We start from the raw sequence: 17,706 nt of genomic DNA, 5'->3' as shown, positions 1-17,706 counted from the left end.
TATTTAACAGGGACAGCATCGTGAAAAAGGAATGGCTCACTCCCGAAGAGCTCGCGCTGGAAACGGGCTACAGTCGGCAGACAGTGAATAAATGGATCAAGCGTGAAAACTGGACGACCACGCCCAAGCCCGGTGTACAGGGCGGTAAGGCGCGATTAATCCACATTGATGAGCGTGTCAAAAGCTTCATTCAGTCCACCCGCCATGCAAACGAACCGGCGGCGAATTACGGCGCTCAGCAAAATACGTTACCTGCGTTATTAATAAATTCTGTCCAGCAAATGACGCCCACCGAACAGGAACAACTGGCGGCGCTGTTATTGCGGGAAGGGATCAGGGGCGTATTACAGCGGTTAGGAATCCAGGAAGAATAGAAAAGCCGGAAGCAGTGAGATGCTTCCGGCTTTTTTGTTGCCTGCCGCATCACAGCAGCCTGACAGGCCGCTGTTCAGCTCAATCAGGCCTGTGCTTCACGCTCCGCGATGAACGCCAGTGCTTTTTCGATACGCGCCACGCTGCGGCTGCGGCCGATGGCTTCCACCGTCACGTCGAGCCCAGGCGACTGACCGGCACCGGTTACGGCAACGCGCAGCGGCATACCGACTTTGCCCATGCCGAGCTCGAGTTCATCCGCAGCAGCCTGGATGGCGTGATGCACGTTTTCCGCATTCCAGTCGCTGTCGCTGATGGCCGCCAGCTTGTCGCGTACCACTTCCAGCGGCTGACGCGCCACCGGACGCAGATGCTTTTTCGCTGCATCCGCATCAAACGCGTCAAACTCTTCATAGAAGTAGCGGCAGGACGCGGCGATTTCGACCAGCGTTTTGCAACGCTCACCCAGCAGCGTCACCAGCTTCGCCAGCTCCGGTCCGGTGCGGGTATCGATATTCTGCTGCTCAATGTGCCACTGCAGCTGGGTCGCGACATATTCCGGCGGCAGCGTATTAATGTAGTGGTGGTTGAGCCACTGCAGTTTCTCGGTGTTGAAGGCGCTGGCCGACTTGCTTACCGCATCGAGGGTGAACAGTTCGGTCATTTCCGCCACGCTGAAAATCTCCTGATCGCCATGTGACCAGCCGAGGCGCACCAGATAATTAAGCAGCGCTTCCGGCAGGTAGCCGTCGTCGCGATACTGCATGACGCCCACTGCGCCGTGACGCTTGGACAGCTTTTTACCGTCATCGCCAAGGATCATGGATACGTGCGCATAAGTTGGCACTTCCGCACCAATCGCTTTCAGGATGTTGATCTGACGCGGCGTGTTGTTGATATGGTCTTCACCACGAATAACGTGCGTGATGCCCATATCCCAGTCGTCGACCACCACACAGAAGTTGTAGGTCGGTGAACCGTCGGTACGGCGGATGATCAGATCATCCAGTTCCTGGTTGCTGAATTCGATCGGACCACGAATCTGATCGTCAAAAATCACCGAACCGTCCTGCGGGTTGCGGAAGCGCACCACGCACGGCTCATCGACAGCATGATGTTCATGGCTGTCGCGGCAGCGGCCGTCATAACGGGGCTTCTCGCCTTTTTCCATCTGCTCTTCACGCAGCGCTTCCAGACGCTCTTTCGAGCAATAGCATTTATAAGCAGTACCGGCTTCCAGCATTTCGTCGATAACGTCGTTATAACGGTCGAAACGTTTGGTCTGGTAGTACGGGCCCTCATCCCAGTCGAGATTCAGCCAGTTCATCCCATCCATAATGGCTTCGATCGCTTCCGGCGTGGAGCGCTCCAGGTCGGTATCTTCGATACGCAGGACGAATTCGCCCTGGTTATGGCGAGCATAAAGCCATGAGTAAAGCGCAGTACGCGCACCACCGACGTGCAGGTAGCCCGTCGGGCTGGGTGCGAAGCGAGTTTTGATTTTCATTCAGCATTGCCTTAAATGCGCAGGTTTCGTTGTCTGGATGACAAAAAAACGGGTTAACGCGGAAAAACAGTGCGCATATTCTAGCAGGTGAGGCTGATTCCTCAATCACTGTCACGCTGGCGGCGCGGGCAGAAGTGCGTTTTTCTGCTAATAAAACCAGCACATTGGCTAAAAGCGCTGCATGATGTCTAAATTTAAAGCGAACGCACATTTATGTTTTAAAAAGCGTTGACTCACTTCGAAGGATCCCTATAATGCGACTCCACACAGCGGGGGTGATTAGCTCAGTTGGTAGAGCATCTCCCTTACAAGGAGGGGGTCGGCGGTTCGAGCCCGTCATCACCCACCACTCTTAATGAGATGGCCCGCAGTGAACAAGAGATAAGATATGGGTGATTAGCTCAGTTGGTAGAGCATCTCCCTTACAAGGAGGGGGTCGGCGGTTCGAGCCCGTCATCACCCACCATATCTTAGTCAGATGACACTCTTGTTAAGCAGTACCGAAGTGGGTGATTAGCTCAGTTGGTAGAGCATCTCCCTTACAAGGAGGGGGTCGGCGGTTCGAGCCCGTCATCACCCACCACTTCGGGTCGTTAGCTCAGTTGGTAGAGCAGTTGACTTTTAATCAATTGGTCGCAGGTTCGAATCCTGCACGACCCACCAAATTCAGGAAAAAGCGCCCTCTGGGCGCTTTTTTCGTTTCTGTGTACCGATGCTGAACGTGCAGGATGAGGACCTGCTGCAGGTTCGACTGAATCGCCGGGAGCGATTCAGGCTGATGCGCCAGTATCACCCGCAGGGCGAGGCCCCGGATGGGCCGAGGCATATCCTGCACGACCCACCAAATTCAGGAAAAAGCGCCCTTTGGGCGCTTTTTTCGTTTCTGTGTGCCGATGCTGAACGTGCAGGATGAGAACCTGCTGCAGGTTCGACTGAATCGCCGGGAGCGATTCAGGCTGATGCGCCAGCATCACCCGCAGGGCGAGGCCCCGGATGGGCCGAGGCATATCCTGCACGACCCACCAAATTCAGAAAAGAGCGCCCTTTGGGCGCTTTTTTCGTTTCTTCATATCCCACTTCCCAGGCTGCCAGTTAAGCTGCAACTGCGTTCAACCACGTTTGCACATGTTGTAGCGGCGCAATTTATTGCGCGATGAATCGCGCCGCTACAAATGGTGTGCGATTTGCGGTTGCCTTACCTGGTTGCCCTTACGCCCACCGGGCGCTTTTTTCGTTTCTTCACGTTCCCCCGGGCTGCCAGTAAAGCTGAAACTGCATTCAACCACGGTTGCACGTTTGGTAGCGCCGCAATTTATTGCGCGATTAATCGCGCCGCTACGAATAATGTGCGACTTGCGGTTGCCTTACCTGACCGCTCTTACTTTCTCAAGGCACTTTTTTGCTTCAGCCGTGAAGAAAGCACCCGCTCTGCCTGAGGCCGTGCCCGCCCTGTCCCCTTCCGCCCTCGTTCCTGGCGAAACCTTTTCGCAAATTTAACACTTCTCACTATCAAGCCGCAGCGGCTGCGTTCCGATAACCAAAGAGCACATTTGCAAGGAGAACGTTATGACCACCATTTCGACCAATACCAATATTGGCAGCAGCAGTACTTCCGGCTCCGGAAGCGCATCCGGCAGTAGCGATAGCGCCTCGAAAATCGCCAGCCTGACCAAACAAATTGCCAGCCTGAACGATGAACTGAAAGACATTGCGAAGGACAAAAGCCTGACCGAGAAGCAAAGAAAGGATAAGCAGGAGACGATTAACGCGCAGATTCAGCTGCTGCAGGCGCAAATCCAGCAGTTGCAGAAGCAGGAAAAGGAGAAAGCGGAGCAGAAGCAGGAGAAACAGGAGGTTACTGCAGTGAAAGCGGATGGCATCAACCGCCCAACCGACAGCAACCAACTTGACGTTTATGTTTAAAACGCCGGATTAAGCGCGCGATCCTGCGTCAGCAGCGCCGCCTGCTGACGCACTTCCTGCCAGATAGCCTCCGCTGCCGGCGTGAGTGAACGGTTTTTGCGTTTAATCAGCATCAGGCTGCGATTGATCTCCGGATAGAGCCGGCGCACCGTCAGCTTACGTCCGGACGGCAGCGGCAGCGCCAGTGCCGGTAAAATACTGATGCCAATGCCCGCTTCCACCATCGGATAAAGCGTGGCCGGATGGCCAATCTCCTGCACCACCTGCACGTTCAGCGCCAGCCGCTGCAATGCGGCATCGACCAGCAATCGGCTGCCCGACGCGTAATCCTGCAGCACCATAGCGCGACCAGCCAGCATTGACCACTGGGCCTGCGGCACCTGCGCCAGCGCATCATCCTGATGACACAACAGTAAAAACGGCTCCTGCAGAATCTCCTCGCTATCGAAATCCGCATCCTGCAGCGGACCGATGACGATGCCAAAATCGACTTCCGCATTGCGCACGCTCTGCAATACCCACTGCTGCACGCGGTCGTGCAGAATCACCCGAATGTCGGGGTAACGCAGCTGGCTGCTGGCCAGGCATTGCGGCATCAGATGCGCCGAGGGCGTCTGGCTGGCCGCCACGCGCACCGTGCCGCTGCGCTGCTCGCCATAGCTGCGCACATCGAGCAGCGTGGTATTGAGCTCCTCCAGCAGTCGTTCCAGCCGCGTTGCCAGTTGCTGTCCGGCTTCACTCAGTAACACCTCGCGCGTGGTGCGATCCAGCAGCCGTACACCCATCTCCGCTTCCAGCTCTTTAATGCTGTGACTGACAGCCGACTGGCTCAGCCCAATCGCCTGCCCTGCCTGGCTGAAACTGCCGTGCTGCACCACCGCCACAAAGGTGCGCAACTGTCGTAAGGTGTAATTCATCTATTGCGCTCATAGATTAATGCAATAAATCAATTTTATTTCTAAACGCGTCTGACGCACAATCAGCAGCATCATTTATTACATTTAACCGGATTGTAACAATGGGCTTTTTACGACTTGACCCGATGATGGTCAAACTCATCATCACCGTGCTGCTGGCCAGCTTCTTCCCGGCCAAAGGCGGGTTTGTCGATTTCTTCGAATACCTGACCACTGCGGCCATCGCCCTGCTGTTCTTCATGCACGGTGCCAAACTGTCGCGTGAGAAGATCATCGCCGGCAGCAGCCACTGGCGGCTTCATCTGTGGATTATGTGCAGCACCTTCGTGATTTTCCCGATCCTTGGCCTGCTGCTGGTGTGGTGGCATCCGGTTAACGTCGGCGCGGAGATTTACACCGGTTTCCTCTACCTGTGTATCCTGCCGGCGACGGTGCAGTCCGCGATTGCTTTCACCTCCATGGCGGGCGGTAACGTTGCCGCGGCGGTGTGTGCTGCCTCCGCCTCCAGTCTGCTGGGCGTCTTTATTTCGCCGCTGCTGGTTAACCTGGTGATGAATGTGCACAGCGATGCGCCGGGTAACGGTCTGGAGCAGATTGGTAAAATCATGCTGCAGCTGCTGGTGCCCTTTGTGCTGGGCCACCTGGCACGCCGCTGGATTGGTGGCTGGGTGGAGAAGCATCGCAGCCTGATTGGCAAAACCGATCAAACCTCGATTCTGCTGGTGGTCTATTCGGCGTTCAGTGAAGCGGTGGTTAACGGCATCTGGCATCGCGTCGGCGTTGATACCCTGCTGTGGATTCTGGCTGGCAGCCTGCTGATTCTGTTCGTCGCACTGGCCATCAACCTTGGCGCTTCCCGGCTGTTTGGCTTTAGCCGTGCGGATGAGATTGTGGTGCTGTTTTGCGGCTCGAAAAAGAGCCTGGCAAACGGCGTGCCGATGGCCAACATTCTGTTCCCGGCCAGTGCAGTGGGGATTATTGTCCTGCCGCTGATGATCTTCCATCAGGTCCAGCTGATGGTGTGCTCGTTCATTGCCCAGCGCTATAAAGCCGGCAATGAGAAGAAGCTGGCGAAGCAACAGATAGAAGCGCAGAAGTCATAATACATCAGGCCCGCAATTGCGGGCCTGTCACTTATTCACTGCGCTTGAGCGGTTTAACTAAGCCCTGTAAGCCTTCGATTTTGATCGCCAGCGTCAGCTGCATCAGCTCACCCAGTTTGCCGGCGGGAAACTCATTTTTACGCGCAAACCACAGCAGATACTCTTCCGGCACATCGATCAGCATCCGTCCTTTGTATTTGCCAAACGGCATCGCGGTATTGGCAATCTCAACCAGCTGCTGCTTATCCATCTCAGGCGCCCAGTAACCGAATCATTTCGGCTTCATCGATCACCGCAATCCCCAGCTCCTGCGCTTTTGCCAGCTTGGAACCGGCGGCCTCACCGGCGATCAGCAGATCGGTTTTTTTCGATACGCTGCCGCTAACTTTGGCTCCCAGCGCCGTCAGCCGCGCTTTGGCATCGTCACGGTTCATCTGCGACAGCGAGCCAGTCAGTACCACGGTTTTTCCGGCGAACGGGCTGTCGATCTCTTCGGCTTTGACCACCACCACCGCCGGCCAGTGCACGCCCACCTCCTCCGTCAGCTGGCGGATCACTTCACGGTTGCTCTCCTCTTCCATGAAGTTGCGCACGTGAGCTGCCACCACTTTGCCGACGTCCTGTACCGCGATTAGCGCATCGAGATCGGCGTTCATGACCTTTTCCAGCTCGCCAAAGTGGTTCGCCAGGTTGGCCGCCGTCGCCTCGCCCACTTCGCGGATGCCGAGCGCATACAGGAAGCGCGGCAGCGTGGTGAATTTGGCTTTTTCCAGCGCGTCCACCACGTTTTGCGCTGATTTCGGCCCCATGCGGTCCAGTCCGGTCAGCTTGCCGGCGGTGAGACGGAACAGGTCGGCCGGGGTTTTGACGTACTCTTTTTCCACCAGCTGGTCGATGATTTTATCGCCCATGCCGTCCACGTCCATCGCACGGCGTGAGACAAAGTGCTTCAGTGCCTCTTTGCGCTGCGCGCCGCAAATCAGCCCGCCGGTACAGCGCGTTACGGCTTCGCCTTCCACACGCTCTACGTCAGAGCCGCACACCGGACAGTGGCTGGGAAACACAATCTCGCGCGCATCCGCCGGACGCTCAGATTCCACCACGTTGACCACCTGCGGAATCACGTCACCGGCGCGACGAATCACCACTTTGTCACCGATACGCAGCCCCAGCCGGGCGATTTCATCGGCGTTGTGCAACGTCGCATTACTGACTATCACGCCCGCGACCTGCACCGGTTCGAGGCGCGCCACCGGCGTAATCGCCCCGGTACGTCCGACCTGAAACTCGACGTCGCGCACCACCGTCATCTGCTCCTGCGCCGGGAACTTGAATGCCACCGCCCAGCGCGGTGCGCGCGCCACAAAGCCCAGCTGCTCCTGCAGCGCCTGCGAGTCGACTTTGATCACCACGCCGTCAATATCAAAGCCGAGTGACGGACGGTCCTGCTCAACCTGACGATAAAACGCCAGCACTTCATCCGCGGTGTGCACCAGGCGAATCCGATCGCTGACCGGTAATCCCCAGGCCTTAAACTGTTGCAGACGCTGCCAGTGGCTGGCAGGCATTTCGCCGCCCTCCAGCAGGCCAAAACCGTAGCAGAAGAAGGTCAGCGGACGTTTCGCGGTGATACGCGGATCGAGCTGGCGCAGCGAGCCGGCTGCCGCATTACGCGGGTTGGCGAACACTTTGCCGCCGGTGCGTCGCGCTTCCTCATTCAGCTTCTCAAAGCCGCTTTCGGTCATGAATACTTCGCCGCGCACTTCTACCCGCGCCGGAATATTGTCGCCGTGCAGGCGCAGCGGAATGGCGTGAATGGTGCGCACGTTCGCCGTAATGTTTTCACCGGTGGTGCCATCGCCGCGCGTGGCGGCACGCACCAGCAGGCCGTTTTCATACAGTAAACTTACCGCCAGACCATCCAGCTTCAGCTCGCAGCAATAGGTGAGATCGTCAGTGCTTTTCAGGCGATCCTGCACGCGCTTATTGAAGGCAAGAAATCCGGCTTCATCAAAGGTGTTATCGAGCGACAGCATTGGCACTTCGTGGCGCACCTGTTCAAAGGTGGCAAGCGGTGCCGCGCCTACGCGCTGGGTGGGAGAATCCGGGGTGATTAAATCGGGATGCGCGCTCTCCAGCTCACGCAGTTCGCGCATCAATCGGTCATATTCTGCATCCGGGATTTCCGGCGTATCCATCACGTGATAGAGGTATTCGTGGTGGCGTAACGTGGTGCGCAGCGCGGTGATCTGCTCCTGAACCGATGTCATATTCTCTCGTCCGATAAAAAACCCCCGGCAAGCGGGGGTTATTTAGTTAAAGGGTGATACTGCTGGCGGCGCTTAGCCAATAACCTCGCGGATGCGTGCTTTGTAGGTTTCCAGCTTTTGTGGTGTCATCATGCGACGCTCATCATCCAGCACCACGCCACCAACATCATCGGCGATGCGCTGTGCTGATTGCAGCATCAGCTTAAAGTTCTGATTGGCGTCACCGTAGGACGGCACCATCATAAAGATTGAGACGCCCGGCGTAGTGAAATCGCCCATTTCATCCGGATTGAACGAACCCGGTTTGACCATGTTCGCCAGGCTGAACAGCACCGGACCGCTGCCGGCCGGGCTGAGATGGCGATGGAAAATGTTCATTTCACCAAACTGGAAGCCAGCCTGCAGAATGCCCTGCAGCAGCGCTTCACCGTTCAGTGCGCCACCGGCATGCGCGGCAACGTGCAACACCAGCACCGCTTCTTTTTTACTGCCCGGCGCAGCGGGCTGCGGTTGCGGTGCAGCTTCCTGCACAGGCGCAGGTTCAGGTTGTTTAACCTCCGGCTCGGCGGCGGTAAACTCCGGTGCCGGCTGGGTGGCGGACAGCGGTTCATTATCCAGCAGCGGATCGGCCTGAATCGGTTGTGGCTGCGGCACAGGCTGCGCCACTGGCGCCTGCGGTTGTGGCGCAGGTGCAGGCTGACGTACCGGCTCATCGTCCAGCAGCGGATCGCCGCTTAACGGCGTTTCCTGGCGTGGGAACGGCTGACGCACCGGTTCCGGCGCACGCGGAGCAGCAGGTTTGGTGACCGGCGCATCGAACTGCGGCTCGTCTTCGGCATCACGCTGACGACGCACGCGTACTTCGCCGACGCCATCGTCTTCGCTGTTCAGCAGATCATCGTCATCCGCTTCTTCACGCTGTTTCAGACGTTTGTGCGGGCGATCGCGAAACACGGAAGAGCGCTCTTTACGGCTGGTCCACAGTCCGTGAAGAAGCAGCGCTATTATGGCGATCGCGCCAACAACGATTAATATCAGACGCAAATCCTGCATCATTGTATTCTCTGTTGTTCCAATACCTTGCCACCACGGCAAACTTTATCCTCTAACTGTATTTGCCCAGCTACACAAGTGCAAGTCTGTGCAGTATTTTCTGACAAATAAGATAGCTGCCCCACGCTTTTTTGCTGTTTTTTCGCGCAAAGTGCGCCTGTCACCGATAAAAAGCCAGGTTATGATGTTGGCGCCGCTACATAAAGGAGAAAGGCTCGCTATGCCCGCTGAGAATTCGGTCTCATCCATGAATGGTATTCATTATTTTGCCCAGGGCTGGAAACTGGTGCGTCTGCCCGGTATCCGCCGCTACGTCATCATCCCGCTGCTGGTAAACATTGTGCTGCTGGGCGGTGCGTTTATCTGGCTGTTTCAGCGCCTCGGCCAGTGGATTCCCCGGCTGATGTCGCACGTGCCGGACTGGCTGCAGTGGCTGAGCTATCTGCTGTGGCCGCTGTCGGTGATTTCGATTGTGCTGGTATTCAGCTATTTCTTCTCCACCATCGCCAACTGGATTGCCGCGCCGTTTTGCGGCCTGCTGGCGGAGCAGCTGGAAGGACGTCTGACCGGAAAACCCCTACCGGACAGTGGCTGGCTCGGCATGATGAAAGACATCCCGCGCATCATGAAGCGCGAGTTACAGAAGCTCGGCTACTATTTGCCGCGCGCACTGGGCCTGCTGCTGCTCTATTTTATCCCCGGCTTTGGCCAGACCGTGGCGCCGGTGTTGTGGTTTCTGTTTAGCGCCTGGATGCTATCGATACAATATTGCGACTATCCGTTCGACAACCACAAAGTCAGTTTTCCTCAGATGCGTAACGCGCTGCGTCAGCATAAAACCGCCAATATGCAGTTTGGCGCGCTGGTCAGTCTGTTCACCATGATTCCGATCCTCAATCTCGCCATCATGCCGGTCGCGGTATGCGGCGCGACCGCCATGTGGGTCGATCGCTACCGCAGCCAGCATGCGCGTCATCTATAATGCATCAAAAAGCCTTATGCATTTTTGCATCAGGCTTATGGTTGCAGGCTATATAGATATACGATTTCTTTCCTTCCGCCGGGGGTCAGAACAGGTATGCTCTGAGGGTTCCCAATATTTCATACAGTTAAGGACGGGCTATGAGTAAGATCTATGAAGACAACTCTCTGACAATTGGTCATACGCCGCTGGTTCGACTGAACCGCATCGGTAATGGACGCATTCTGGCTAAGGTCGAGTCGCGTAACCCGAGCTTCAGCGTTAAATGCCGTATCGGTGCCAATATGATTTGGGACGCAGAAAAACGCGGTATTCTGAAACCGGGCGTTGAGCTGGTAGAGCCAACCAGCGGCAACACCGGCATTGCGCTGGCCTATGTCGCCGCTGCGCGCGGCTACAAGCTGACGCTGACCATGCCTGAGACCATGTCGATTGAACGTCGCAAGCTGCTGAAAGCGCTGGGCGCCAATCTGGTGCTGACCGAAGGGCCAAAAGGCATGAAGGGCGCCATCGCTAAAGCAGAAGAGATTGTTGCCAGCGATCCGGACAAATATGTGCTGCTGCAGCAGTTCAGCAACCCGGCCAACCCGGAAATTCACGAAAAGACTACTGGCCCGGAGATCTGGGAAGACACTGACGGCGCCGTAGACGTCTTCATTGCCGGCGTGGGCACCGGCGGTACGCTGACCGGCGTGAGCCGCTACATCAAGAACACCAAAGGCAAGCAGGATTTGATCACCGTGGCCGTTGAGCCTACGGATTCCCCGGTCATCGCACAGGCGCTGGCGGGAGAAGAGATCAAACCGGGTCCGCATAAGATTCAGGGCATCGGTGCCGGTTTTATTCCGGGCAACCTTGACCTGAAACTGATTGACCGCGTGGTGGCCATCACCAATGAAGAAGCGATCAGCACCGCGCGTCAGTTGATGGAAGAAGAAGGCATTCTGGCCGGTATCTCTTCCGGTGCAGCGGTGGCGGCTGCCCTTAAGCTGCAGGAAGATGAAGCCTTCGCCAATAAAAATATCGTGGTGATTCTGCCCTCTTCCGGCGAACGCTATCTCAGTACCGCACTGTTTGCCGATCTGTTCACCGAAAAAGAGCTGCAACAGTAAACGACAGAGTCTGAAAATGATGAAAAAAGCACCCAAATGGGTGCTTTTTTGTGGCGCAGATCTCACTTTTACCACCGGGCAGATTGATTTCAGTGATGCGGCTCTGGTATTTAAGCAGCCAATTATTTCGGTGCCTGAAATTAATCTGCCTTTGAAGTGGATCAAGCTGAATCGATTTACTGATTTGGTGAAACGGCGAATCACGGCATAATCAGCAGAGTGACGTATTGCAGCAGTTTTGATCCGTCATCGAAAAAATGACTTTTTCATTCAAGCGCATTTTTTGGTCAGCGTGATGCCGTACCAGCGCACCTACACAGGCTAAAGTTACGGCTCCAGGCTAGACTTTAGATCCATAACACCAAACCTGATAAAGTTGGGGAAATAGAATGTTCCAGCAAGAAGTTACCATTACCGCACCTAACGGCCTCCATACCCGTCCTGCAGCTCAGTTCGTGAAAGAAGCGAAGGCTTTCCAGTCTGAAATCACCGTTACTTCTAACGGCAAATCTGCCAGCGCGAAAAGCCTGTTCAAACTGCAGACTCTGGGTCTGACTCAGGGTACGGTTGTTACGCTTTCTGCAGAAGGTGAAGACGAGCAGCAGGCGGTTGAGCATCTGGTCAAACTGATGGCTGAACTGGAGTAATTCCGCTCCGGCAAGCCATTAAACCGACTCCTTTGCCCCATTGAGTGCAATTATGTTGATCGCGGACAACCTGTCCGCGTTATTGCTTCCTTAGAGTACTGCTCCGCGACAGTGGCAACGCATTGGGTCAATGAGCCATCGTGATTAAAAGGTAGGGTTATGATTTCAGGCATTTTAGCATCACCGGGTATCGCTTTCGGCAAAGCACTGCTGCTGAAGGAAGACGAGATCGTCATCAGCCGTAAAAAGATTACTGACGACCAGGTTGAGCAGGAAGTTCAGCGCTTCCTCGACGGTCGCAGCAAAGCAGCCGGGCAGCTTGAAGCCATCCGTGTGAAAGCCGGTGAAACCTTCGGTGAAGAGAAAGCGGCGATCTTTGAAGGTCACATCATGCTGCTCGAAGACGAAGAGCTTGAGCAGGAAATCATCGACCTGATTAAAAAAGATCACGTAACCGCTGACGCCGCCGCCCACTCTGTGGTTGAAGGCCAGGCGAAAGCGCTGGAAGAGCTCGACGACGAATATCTGAAAGAGCGCGCGGCTGACGTACGTGACATCGGCAAGCGTCTGCTGCAGAACATTCTGGGTCTGCATATCGTTGACCTGAGCGCCATTGCTGACGAATCCATTCTGGTGGCGAAAGATCTGACGCCATCCGAAACCGCACAGCTGAACCTGAAAAAGGTGCTGGGCTTTATTACCGATCTGGGTGGTCGTACTTCACACACCTCGATCATGGCGCGTTCGCTGGAGCTGCCTGCGATTGTCGGCACCGGCAACGTGACCGCTACCGTGAAAAACGGTGATTTCCTGATTATCGATGGCGTGAACAACAAGATTTACGTCAATCCGACCGACGACGTGCAGGAAGAGCTGAAAGCGATTCAGACGCAGTATCTGTCTGAGAAGCACGAGCTGGCGAAACTGAAAGATCTGCCAGCGATTACGCTGGACGGCCATCAGGTTGAAGTGTGCGCCAACATCGGTACCGTGCGAGATGTCGCCGGTGCTGAGCGCAACGGCGCAGAAGGTGTAGGTCTGTATCGTACTGAATTCCTGTTCATGGACCGCGATTCGCTGCCAAGCGAAGAAGAGCAGTTCCAGGCCTACAAAGCCGTGGCGGAAGCGATGGGTTCCCAGGCCGTGATCGTGCGTACCATGGACATCGGCGGCGACAAAGATCTGCCGTACATGAACCTGCCAAAAGAAGAGAACCCGTTCCTCGGCTGGCGTGCGATTCGTATCGCCATGGACCGCAAAGAGATTCTGCATGCCCAGCTGCGCGCCATTCTGCGTGCGTCTTCCTTCGGCAAACTGCGCATCATGTTCCCGATGATCATTTCGGTGGAAGAAGTGCGCTTCCTGAAGGCTGAGCTGGAGATGCTGAAGGCACAGCTGCGTGAAGAAGGTAAAGCCTTTGATGAGTCCATTGAAGTGGGCATCATGGTGGAAACCCCGGCTTCCGCAGTGATTGCCCGCCATCTGGCGAAAGAAGTCGACTTCTTTAGTATTGGGACAAATGACCTGACGCAGTATACTCTGGCGGTCGATCGTGGTAATGATTTGATTTCACACCTCTATAACCCAATGACGCCATCTGTACTGGGCCTCATTAAGCAAGTGATCGACGCATCACATGCCGAAGGGAAATGGACCGGCATGTGTGGTGAGCTGGCTGGTGATGAACGTGCTACACTACTGTTACTGGGAATGGGGCTGGACGAATTCAGCATGAGTGCCATTTCAATCCCAAGCATCAAGAAGATCATTCGCAATACCAATTTCGAAGATGCGAAGGCACTGGCAGAGCAGGCTCTGGCTCAACCCACAGCGGAAGATTTGATGAACCTGGTGAACAAGTTCATCAAAGAAAAAACGCTCTGCTGATCCACGAGACGCTGGCCCCAAATTACTGCTTAGGAGAAGATCATGGGTTTGTTTTCTAAACTTTTTGGCGATAAATCAGAGAGCGCGTCAGGGACTATCGATATCGTTGCGCCTCTGTCAGGCGAAATCGTGAATATCGAAGACGTACCTGATGTGGTATTCGCAGAGAAAATCGTCGGTGATGGTATCGCCATCAAACCTACTGGCAACAAAATGGTTGCACCAGTGGATGGCACTATCGGCAAGATTTTCGAAACCAACCACGCGTTTTCTATCGAGTCTGATAACGGCATCGAACTGTTCGTGCACTTCGGTATCGACACGGTAGAACTGAAAGGTGAAGGCTTCAAACGCATCGCTGAAGAAGGCCAGAAAGTGAAAAAAGGCGATGTGGTGATCGAGTTTGATCTGCCGCTGCTGGAAGAGAAAGCCAAATCCACGCTGACCCCGGTCGTGATCTCGAATATGGATGAGATCAAAGACCTGGTGAAACTCTCCGGTCAGGTTACCGTGGGCGAAACGCCGGTTATCCGCATCAGGAAGTAAACCGCGCTGATTGCGTGAAAACGGCACCCAATGGGTGCCGTTTTTGTTTGTTTCACACGCTGATGAATGATTTGCAGGCGAGCGCTTCTGGCAAAGCGCACCGTGCCTGTTTGAGGGCAGGACGACCGGACAGAGAAGCAAAGCGTCCCGCGCCATGGATGGCGCGGGACGAGGCCCAGGGACGGTTTATGCCATCTTTGCGATCTGTCCGGTCGTCCTGACCGCCTGCGCCTGGCGTGATGATTTACGCCTGCTTCCAGCGCGGTAGCCGCAGTGTCACTTCCAGCCCGCCTTCCGGACGGTTCACTGCCTGAACTTCGCCGTGATGTGCCAGAACCACTTTGCGCACGATCGAAAGCCCCAGCCCGTAGCCTTTGCCCATCAGCGGCGAATTCACCCGAACGAACGGATCGAAGATACTCGACAGCTTCTCATCATCCACGCCCGGCCCCTGATCGCGCACGCGAATCGCCAGCCACTGATTCTCCGCCTGCAACTGCACGCTGATATGCTGCCCCTGATGTGAGAAACGCAGCGCATTGCGCAGCACATTCTCCACGCCGCGGCGGATCAGCTCAGCATTACCGCGCACGGTGTAATCTGCGTTCTCATCCACCAGAAAATCTACGTGCACACCGGGGATCTGCGCTTCGTAGCGCACATCAGTTACCACCGCGTGTAGCAGGCCGGTCAGGTCAAAATACTGCTCGCCAGGCATGCTCTCATGTTCAGCGCGCGATAGCGTCAGCAGTTCGCCGATCATCTTATCCAGACGGCGCGCCTCCTCGTCGATGCGATTCAGTGAGGAGGCTACCGACTCCGGCGTCTGACGCGCCAGACCGGTGGCTAATTGCAGGCGCGCCAGCGGAGAGCGCAGCTCGTGGGAGATATCGTGCAGCAGCTCTTCACGCGCTTTCACCAGCGTATCCAGCCGCTCCACCATCGCATCAAAATCCTGGGCCACAATCGACAGCTCATCATGGCGGCGGCGCATCACCGGATAGAGCCGCACCGACAAATCACCGCGCGACACGCGGGCAAACCCCTCGCGCAGCTGACGCATTGGCCGCGTCAGGTTCCACGCCAGCAGCAGACTGAACAGCAGCCCCAGCGCGCCGGCAAAGGTAAACATCGGCTCGGGGATATTCAGAATACGACGCGGGCCTCCGCCGCCCATTGAACTGTCCTCGCGCAGCCCTTTGACGTCATAGCGCAGTTCGTACTCTTTACCGTCAGCACCCTTCACCCAGCGCACAATCACCTGCGGAAACGGGCCGTGAAACGGCTGATTAAAGGTCTCCGGCGGCGCATTATCCGGCGTAGTGGCCGGTCTGGCGTGCTGAATCACCGAGAAAAACTGGCGATCGTTCGGCTCCCAGTCGGCCATCATATCGTCGAGCGAGCTGGGACCGCCGCGTTCCAGTACCGACACCGCTGAAGCCATTTGCAGATTAACGATCCGGCGCACCGCCACAATCTCCGGCGGCTCGTGACGATTTCCTGACAAGGTAAAGCCCAGCCACAGCAGCTGGCTGATAATCACAAACACAATCCAGAAGCCCAGCAGGATCTTCCAGAACATGCGGCCACGGTAGCTGTGTTTCATCGAATGCGATAACCAATGCTGCGCACGGTTTCAATATTCACGCTGTCTGCGGTCAGCGCAGCCAGCTTCTGGCGGATATTGCTGATGTGCACGTCCACGCTGCGATCGTAAGCTTCACGCGGACGGCCCAGCCCCTTCTCCGACAGCTCATCTTTGGACACCACGCGGTCCGGTGCGCGCAGCAGCAAATCCAGCAGATTGAACTCCGACGCGGTGAGATCAAAAGCTTTGCCCTGCCACTCCGTGATACGCGTGGCCGGGTTCAGGCTGAGATCGCCCCAGCGCAGGACCTCTTTCTTATCCGGCACCGGTGCCTGATCTTCAAAGCGACGCAGCACCGCGCGCAGACGCGCCACCAGCTCGCGCGGATAGCAGGGTTTGGGCACGTAGTCATCCGCGCCCATCTCCAGGCCGATAACGCGGTCGATATTGTCGCCCTTCGCCGTCAGCATAATCACCGGCAGGCGGCTGTTCTGCCGCACCTGACGCAGCACATCAATACCGCTCATATCCGGCAGCATGATGTCGAGAATCATCGCGGTGTAGTGTCCGGATAACGCCCCTTCAATCCCGGCGCTGCCGGTCAGCACCAGCTGGGTTTCAAAACCTTCGGCAATCAGGTACTGGCTCAGCATGGTGCCAAGTTCAACATCGTCATCAACAAGCAGGATTTTCATCTTTTTCTCTCGTACAAAATTGCCGCTATTTTGTCCTGAGTGCCGCGGGAAAGCAGCCGGTTTTACGCGATCCTTACAGTGACCGCGTCAGAACATGCTTAGGGAGACTATAGACAAAAATGGCCCGTACGCCGCGTCACAGGGCGCACGAAGCCAGAAACAGGCGGGGGAACTAGCGGTGAAAAACGCCGGTGGAAAGATAGCGATCGCCGCGATCGCAGACAATGGCGACAACCACACTGCCCGGCTGCGCCGTCGCGATGCGCAATGCGCCAGCCACTGACCCACCTGAACTGACGCCGCAGAAAATGCCTTCGCGCTGCGCCAGCGCGCGCATGGTCTCTTCTGCCTCCTGCTGCGCCATATCTATCACTTCATCCACCAGTTCCGGACGATAAATCCCCGGCAGATAGGCCGCCGGCCAGCGACGAATACCGGGAATACTGCTGCCCTCCTGCGGCTGCAAACCAATCACTTTCACCGCCGGGGCAAACTCTTTCAGATAGCGCCCGACGCCGCTGATGGTGCCGGTGGTGCCCATGCTGGAGACAAAATGCGTCATACGACCGTGGCTTTGCTGCCAGATCTCCGGACCGGTGGTGAGATAGTGACCGAGCGGGTTGTCGGGATTATTAAACTGATCCAGCACTTTGCCTTCACCGCGCTGCGCCATGGCCTGCGCCAGATCGCGTGCGCCCTCCATGCCCTGCTCGCGTGTCACCAAAACCAGCTCAGCCCCGTAGGCGCGCATCGCATCCTGACGCTCCTGGCTCATGTTCTCCGGCATCAGCAGGCGTAACCGGTAGCCTTTCAGCGCGGCAATCATCGCCAGCGCAATGCCGGTATTTCCGCTGGTGGCCTCAATCAGGGTGTCGCCGGGCTGGATTTCACCCCGCAACTCAGCGTGGTGGATCATCGACCAGGCCGCGCGATCTTTCACCGAACCTGCCGGATTGTTGCCTTCCAGCTTGAGCCAGATTTCGCTGCCGTTATCCGGCGTCAGGCGCTGCAACTTAATCAGCGGCGTATTGCCGATGGTGTTTTCCAGAGTGGTCACGGTGTCATTCCAGCTGAAAGGAGTACAAATAAATCGGGCGGGAAAAT

17 protein-coding genes, 4 tRNA genes and 2 other RNA genes are annotated in these 17,706 nt (G+C 56.3%); 15 read left to right on the top strand and 8 right to left on the bottom strand.

The window, feature by feature from the left end; translation table 11 throughout:
• Nucleotides 1–20 precede the first annotated feature (20 nt).
• A complete protein-coding gene (locus E7738_RS01130) occupies nt 21–374 on the top strand; it encodes a YfeC-like transcriptional regulator (protein ID WP_021508240.1) in 354 nt (117 codons plus the stop codon).
• 83 nt (nt 375–457) lie between these two features.
• Here E7738_RS01130 and gltX read toward each other — a convergent pair whose 3' ends face one another.
• On the bottom strand, nt 458–1,879 hold the full coding sequence (gene gltX / locus E7738_RS01125) for a glutamate--tRNA ligase (RefSeq protein WP_021508239.1): 1,422 nt from the start codon (nt 1,877–1,879) through the stop codon (nt 458–460).
• A 273-nt stretch (nt 1,880–2,152) separates the two neighbouring features.
• Here gltX and E7738_RS01120 point away from each other — a divergent pair.
• From E7738_RS01120 to E7738_RS01090, 7 genes are all read left to right on the top strand, one after another.
• Nucleotides 2,153–2,228 (top strand) — tRNA-Val (locus E7738_RS01120).
• Nucleotides 2,229–2,269: 41 nt separating this feature from the next.
• A tRNA-Val gene (locus tag E7738_RS01115) sits at nt 2,270–2,345 on the top strand.
• Between the two features lie 41 nt (nt 2,346–2,386).
• A tRNA-Val gene (locus tag E7738_RS01110) sits at nt 2,387–2,462 on the top strand.
• A 4-nt stretch (nt 2,463–2,466) separates the two neighbouring features.
• Nucleotides 2,467–2,542, top strand: a tRNA-Lys gene (locus tag E7738_RS01105).
• Between the two features lie 44 nt (nt 2,543–2,586).
• Nucleotides 2,587–2,723: non-coding RNA, RtT sRNA (locus E7738_RS01100), on the top strand.
• Between the two features lie 44 nt (nt 2,724–2,767).
• Nucleotides 2,768–2,904: non-coding RNA, RtT sRNA (locus tag E7738_RS01095), on the top strand.
• 541 nt (nt 2,905–3,445) lie between these two features.
• Nucleotides 3,446–3,802, top strand: a complete 357-nt coding sequence (locus E7738_RS01090; protein WP_021508090.1) for a FlxA-like family protein — start codon at nt 3,446–3,448, stop codon at nt 3,800–3,802.
• Here E7738_RS01090 and E7738_RS01085 read toward each other — a convergent pair.
• Entirely contained in the window at nt 3,799–4,719 is a 921-nt protein-coding gene (locus E7738_RS01085; protein WP_264442358.1) for a LysR family transcriptional regulator, read from the bottom strand. The two genes, E7738_RS01090 and E7738_RS01085, sit on opposite strands and share 4 nt — an antisense overlap.
• A 101-nt stretch (nt 4,720–4,820) precedes the next feature.
• Here E7738_RS01085 and E7738_RS01080 point away from each other — a divergent pair, with 101 nt between their 5' ends.
• Nucleotides 4,821–5,822, top strand: coding sequence for a bile acid:sodium symporter family protein (locus tag E7738_RS01080; RefSeq protein WP_021508088.1), 1,002 nt, complete (start codon nt 4,821–4,823; stop codon nt 5,820–5,822).
• A 31-nt stretch (nt 5,823–5,853) separates the two neighbouring features.
• On the opposite strand, the gene E7738_RS01075 is transcribed toward E7738_RS01080, so the two are convergent.
• The 3 genes from E7738_RS01075 to zipA all read right to left on the bottom strand — a co-directional run bounded on the left by E7738_RS01075 (nt 5,854) and on the right by zipA (nt 9,148).
• Entirely contained in the window at nt 5,854–6,072 is a 219-nt protein-coding gene (locus E7738_RS01075) for a DUF3820 family protein (protein WP_021508087.1), read from the bottom strand.
• Nucleotide 6,073: 1 nt separating this feature from the next.
• Nucleotides 6,074–8,092, bottom strand: coding sequence for an NAD-dependent DNA ligase LigA (gene ligA, locus E7738_RS01070; protein ID WP_058758355.1), 2,019 nt, complete (start codon nt 8,090–8,092; stop codon nt 6,074–6,076).
• Between the two features lie 72 nt (nt 8,093–8,164).
• Nucleotides 8,165–9,148, bottom strand: coding sequence for a cell division protein ZipA (gene zipA, locus E7738_RS01065; RefSeq protein WP_058775693.1), 984 nt, complete (start codon nt 9,146–9,148; stop codon nt 8,165–8,167).
• Nucleotides 9,149–9,365: 217 nt separating this feature from the next.
• Between zipA and cysZ the strand changes: the two genes are divergently transcribed.
• The 6 genes from cysZ (at nt 9,366) to crr (ending at nt 14,319) form a co-directional block, all read left to right on the top strand.
• Nucleotides 9,366–10,127 (top strand): sulfate transporter CysZ, encoded by a 762-nt coding sequence (cysZ, locus tag E7738_RS01060; RefSeq protein ID WP_021508084.1) that lies wholly within the window; start codon nt 9,366–9,368, stop codon nt 10,125–10,127.
• 140 nt (nt 10,128–10,267) lie between these two features.
• Entirely contained in the window at nt 10,268–11,239 is a 972-nt protein-coding gene (gene cysK, locus E7738_RS01055; RefSeq protein WP_021508083.1) for a cysteine synthase A, read from the top strand.
• Nucleotides 11,240–11,255: 16 nt separating this feature from the next.
• Complete coding sequence (locus E7738_RS01050; protein ID WP_021508082.1) at nt 11,256–11,450, top strand: hypothetical protein; 195 nt, start codon at nt 11,256–11,258, stop codon at nt 11,448–11,450.
• Nucleotides 11,451–11,628: 178 nt separating this feature from the next.
• Complete coding sequence (gene ptsH / locus E7738_RS01045; RefSeq protein WP_007889063.1) at nt 11,629–11,886, top strand: phosphocarrier protein Hpr; 258 nt, start codon at nt 11,629–11,631, stop codon at nt 11,884–11,886.
• Nucleotides 11,887–12,045: 159 nt separating this feature from the next.
• On the top strand, nt 12,046–13,773 hold the full coding sequence (gene ptsI / locus E7738_RS01040) for a phosphoenolpyruvate-protein phosphotransferase PtsI (RefSeq protein ID WP_021508081.1): 1,728 nt from the start codon (nt 12,046–12,048) through the stop codon (nt 13,771–13,773).
• Nucleotides 13,774–13,815: 42 nt separating this feature from the next.
• Nucleotides 13,816–14,319, top strand: a complete 504-nt coding sequence (gene crr / locus E7738_RS01035; protein WP_010617547.1) for a PTS glucose transporter subunit IIA — start codon at nt 13,816–13,818, stop codon at nt 14,317–14,319.
• Nucleotides 14,320–14,563: 244 nt separating this feature from the next.
• Here the strand turns inward: crr and E7738_RS01030 are convergent, their stop codons facing one another.
• The 3 genes from E7738_RS01030 to cysM all read right to left on the bottom strand — a co-directional run bounded on the left by E7738_RS01030 (nt 14,564) and on the right by cysM (nt 17,659).
• Complete coding sequence (locus E7738_RS01030; RefSeq protein WP_021508080.1) at nt 14,564–15,925, bottom strand: ATP-binding protein; 1,362 nt, start codon at nt 15,923–15,925, stop codon at nt 14,564–14,566.
• On the bottom strand, nt 15,922–16,602 hold the full coding sequence (locus E7738_RS01025; RefSeq protein ID WP_021508079.1) for a response regulator transcription factor: 681 nt from the start codon (nt 16,600–16,602) through the stop codon (nt 15,922–15,924). Before E7738_RS01025 ends, E7738_RS01030 begins: the two co-directional genes overlap by 4 nt.
• 172 nt (nt 16,603–16,774) lie before the next feature.
• Nucleotides 16,775–17,659, bottom strand: coding sequence for a cysteine synthase CysM (gene cysM / locus E7738_RS01020; protein ID WP_104188616.1), 885 nt, complete (start codon nt 17,657–17,659; stop codon nt 16,775–16,777).
• Between the last annotated feature and the right edge of the window lie 47 nt (nt 17,660–17,706).

It is taken from the genome of Pantoea sp. SGAir0430 (assembly GCF_043549295.1).
The sequence above is the reverse complement of the archived record's forward strand: the minus strand, read 5'-3'. Positions and strand labels throughout refer to the sequence as shown.

What these genes read in the sequence shown, in the direction of transcription:
- ptsH (WP_007889063.1), top strand. Translation starts at nt 11,629, where the DNA reads ATGTTCCAGCAAGAAGTTACCATTACCGCACCTAACGGCCTCCATACC.
- cysZ (WP_021508084.1), top strand. Translation starts at nt 9,366, where the DNA reads ATGCCCGCTGAGAATTCGGTCTCATCCATGAATGGTATTCATTATTTT.
- zipA (WP_058775693.1), bottom strand. Translation starts at nt 9,148, where the DNA reads ATGATGCAGGATTTGCGTCTGATATTAATCGTTGTTGGCGCGATCGCC.
- ptsI (WP_021508081.1), top strand. Translation starts at nt 12,046, where the DNA reads ATGATTTCAGGCATTTTAGCATCACCGGGTATCGCTTTCGGCAAAGCA.
- gltX (WP_021508239.1), bottom strand. Translation starts at nt 1,879, where the DNA reads ATGAAAATCAAAACTCGCTTCGCACCCAGCCCGACGGGCTACCTGCAC.
- E7738_RS01050 (WP_021508082.1), top strand. Translation starts at nt 11,256, where the DNA reads ATGATGAAAAAAGCACCCAAATGGGTGCTTTTTTGTGGCGCAGATCTC.
- E7738_RS01085 (WP_264442358.1), bottom strand. Translation starts at nt 4,719, where the DNA reads ATGAATTACACCTTACGACAGTTGCGCACCTTTGTGGCGGTGGTGCAG.
- E7738_RS01090 (WP_021508090.1), top strand. Translation starts at nt 3,446, where the DNA reads ATGACCACCATTTCGACCAATACCAATATTGGCAGCAGCAGTACTTCC.
- E7738_RS01080 (WP_021508088.1), top strand. Translation starts at nt 4,821, where the DNA reads ATGGGCTTTTTACGACTTGACCCGATGATGGTCAAACTCATCATCACC.
- E7738_RS01030 (WP_021508080.1), bottom strand. Translation starts at nt 15,925, where the DNA reads ATGAAACACAGCTACCGTGGCCGCATGTTCTGGAAGATCCTGCTGGGC.
- E7738_RS01075 (WP_021508087.1), bottom strand. Translation starts at nt 6,072, where the DNA reads ATGGATAAGCAGCAGCTGGTTGAGATTGCCAATACCGCGATGCCGTTT.
- crr (WP_010617547.1), top strand. Translation starts at nt 13,816, where the DNA reads ATGGGTTTGTTTTCTAAACTTTTTGGCGATAAATCAGAGAGCGCGTCA.
- E7738_RS01025 (WP_021508079.1), bottom strand. Translation starts at nt 16,602, where the DNA reads ATGAAAATCCTGCTTGTTGATGACGATGTTGAACTTGGCACCATGCTG.
- cysK (WP_021508083.1), top strand. Translation starts at nt 10,268, where the DNA reads ATGAGTAAGATCTATGAAGACAACTCTCTGACAATTGGTCATACGCCG.
- ligA (WP_058758355.1), bottom strand. Translation starts at nt 8,092, where the DNA reads ATGACATCGGTTCAGGAGCAGATCACCGCGCTGCGCACCACGTTACGC.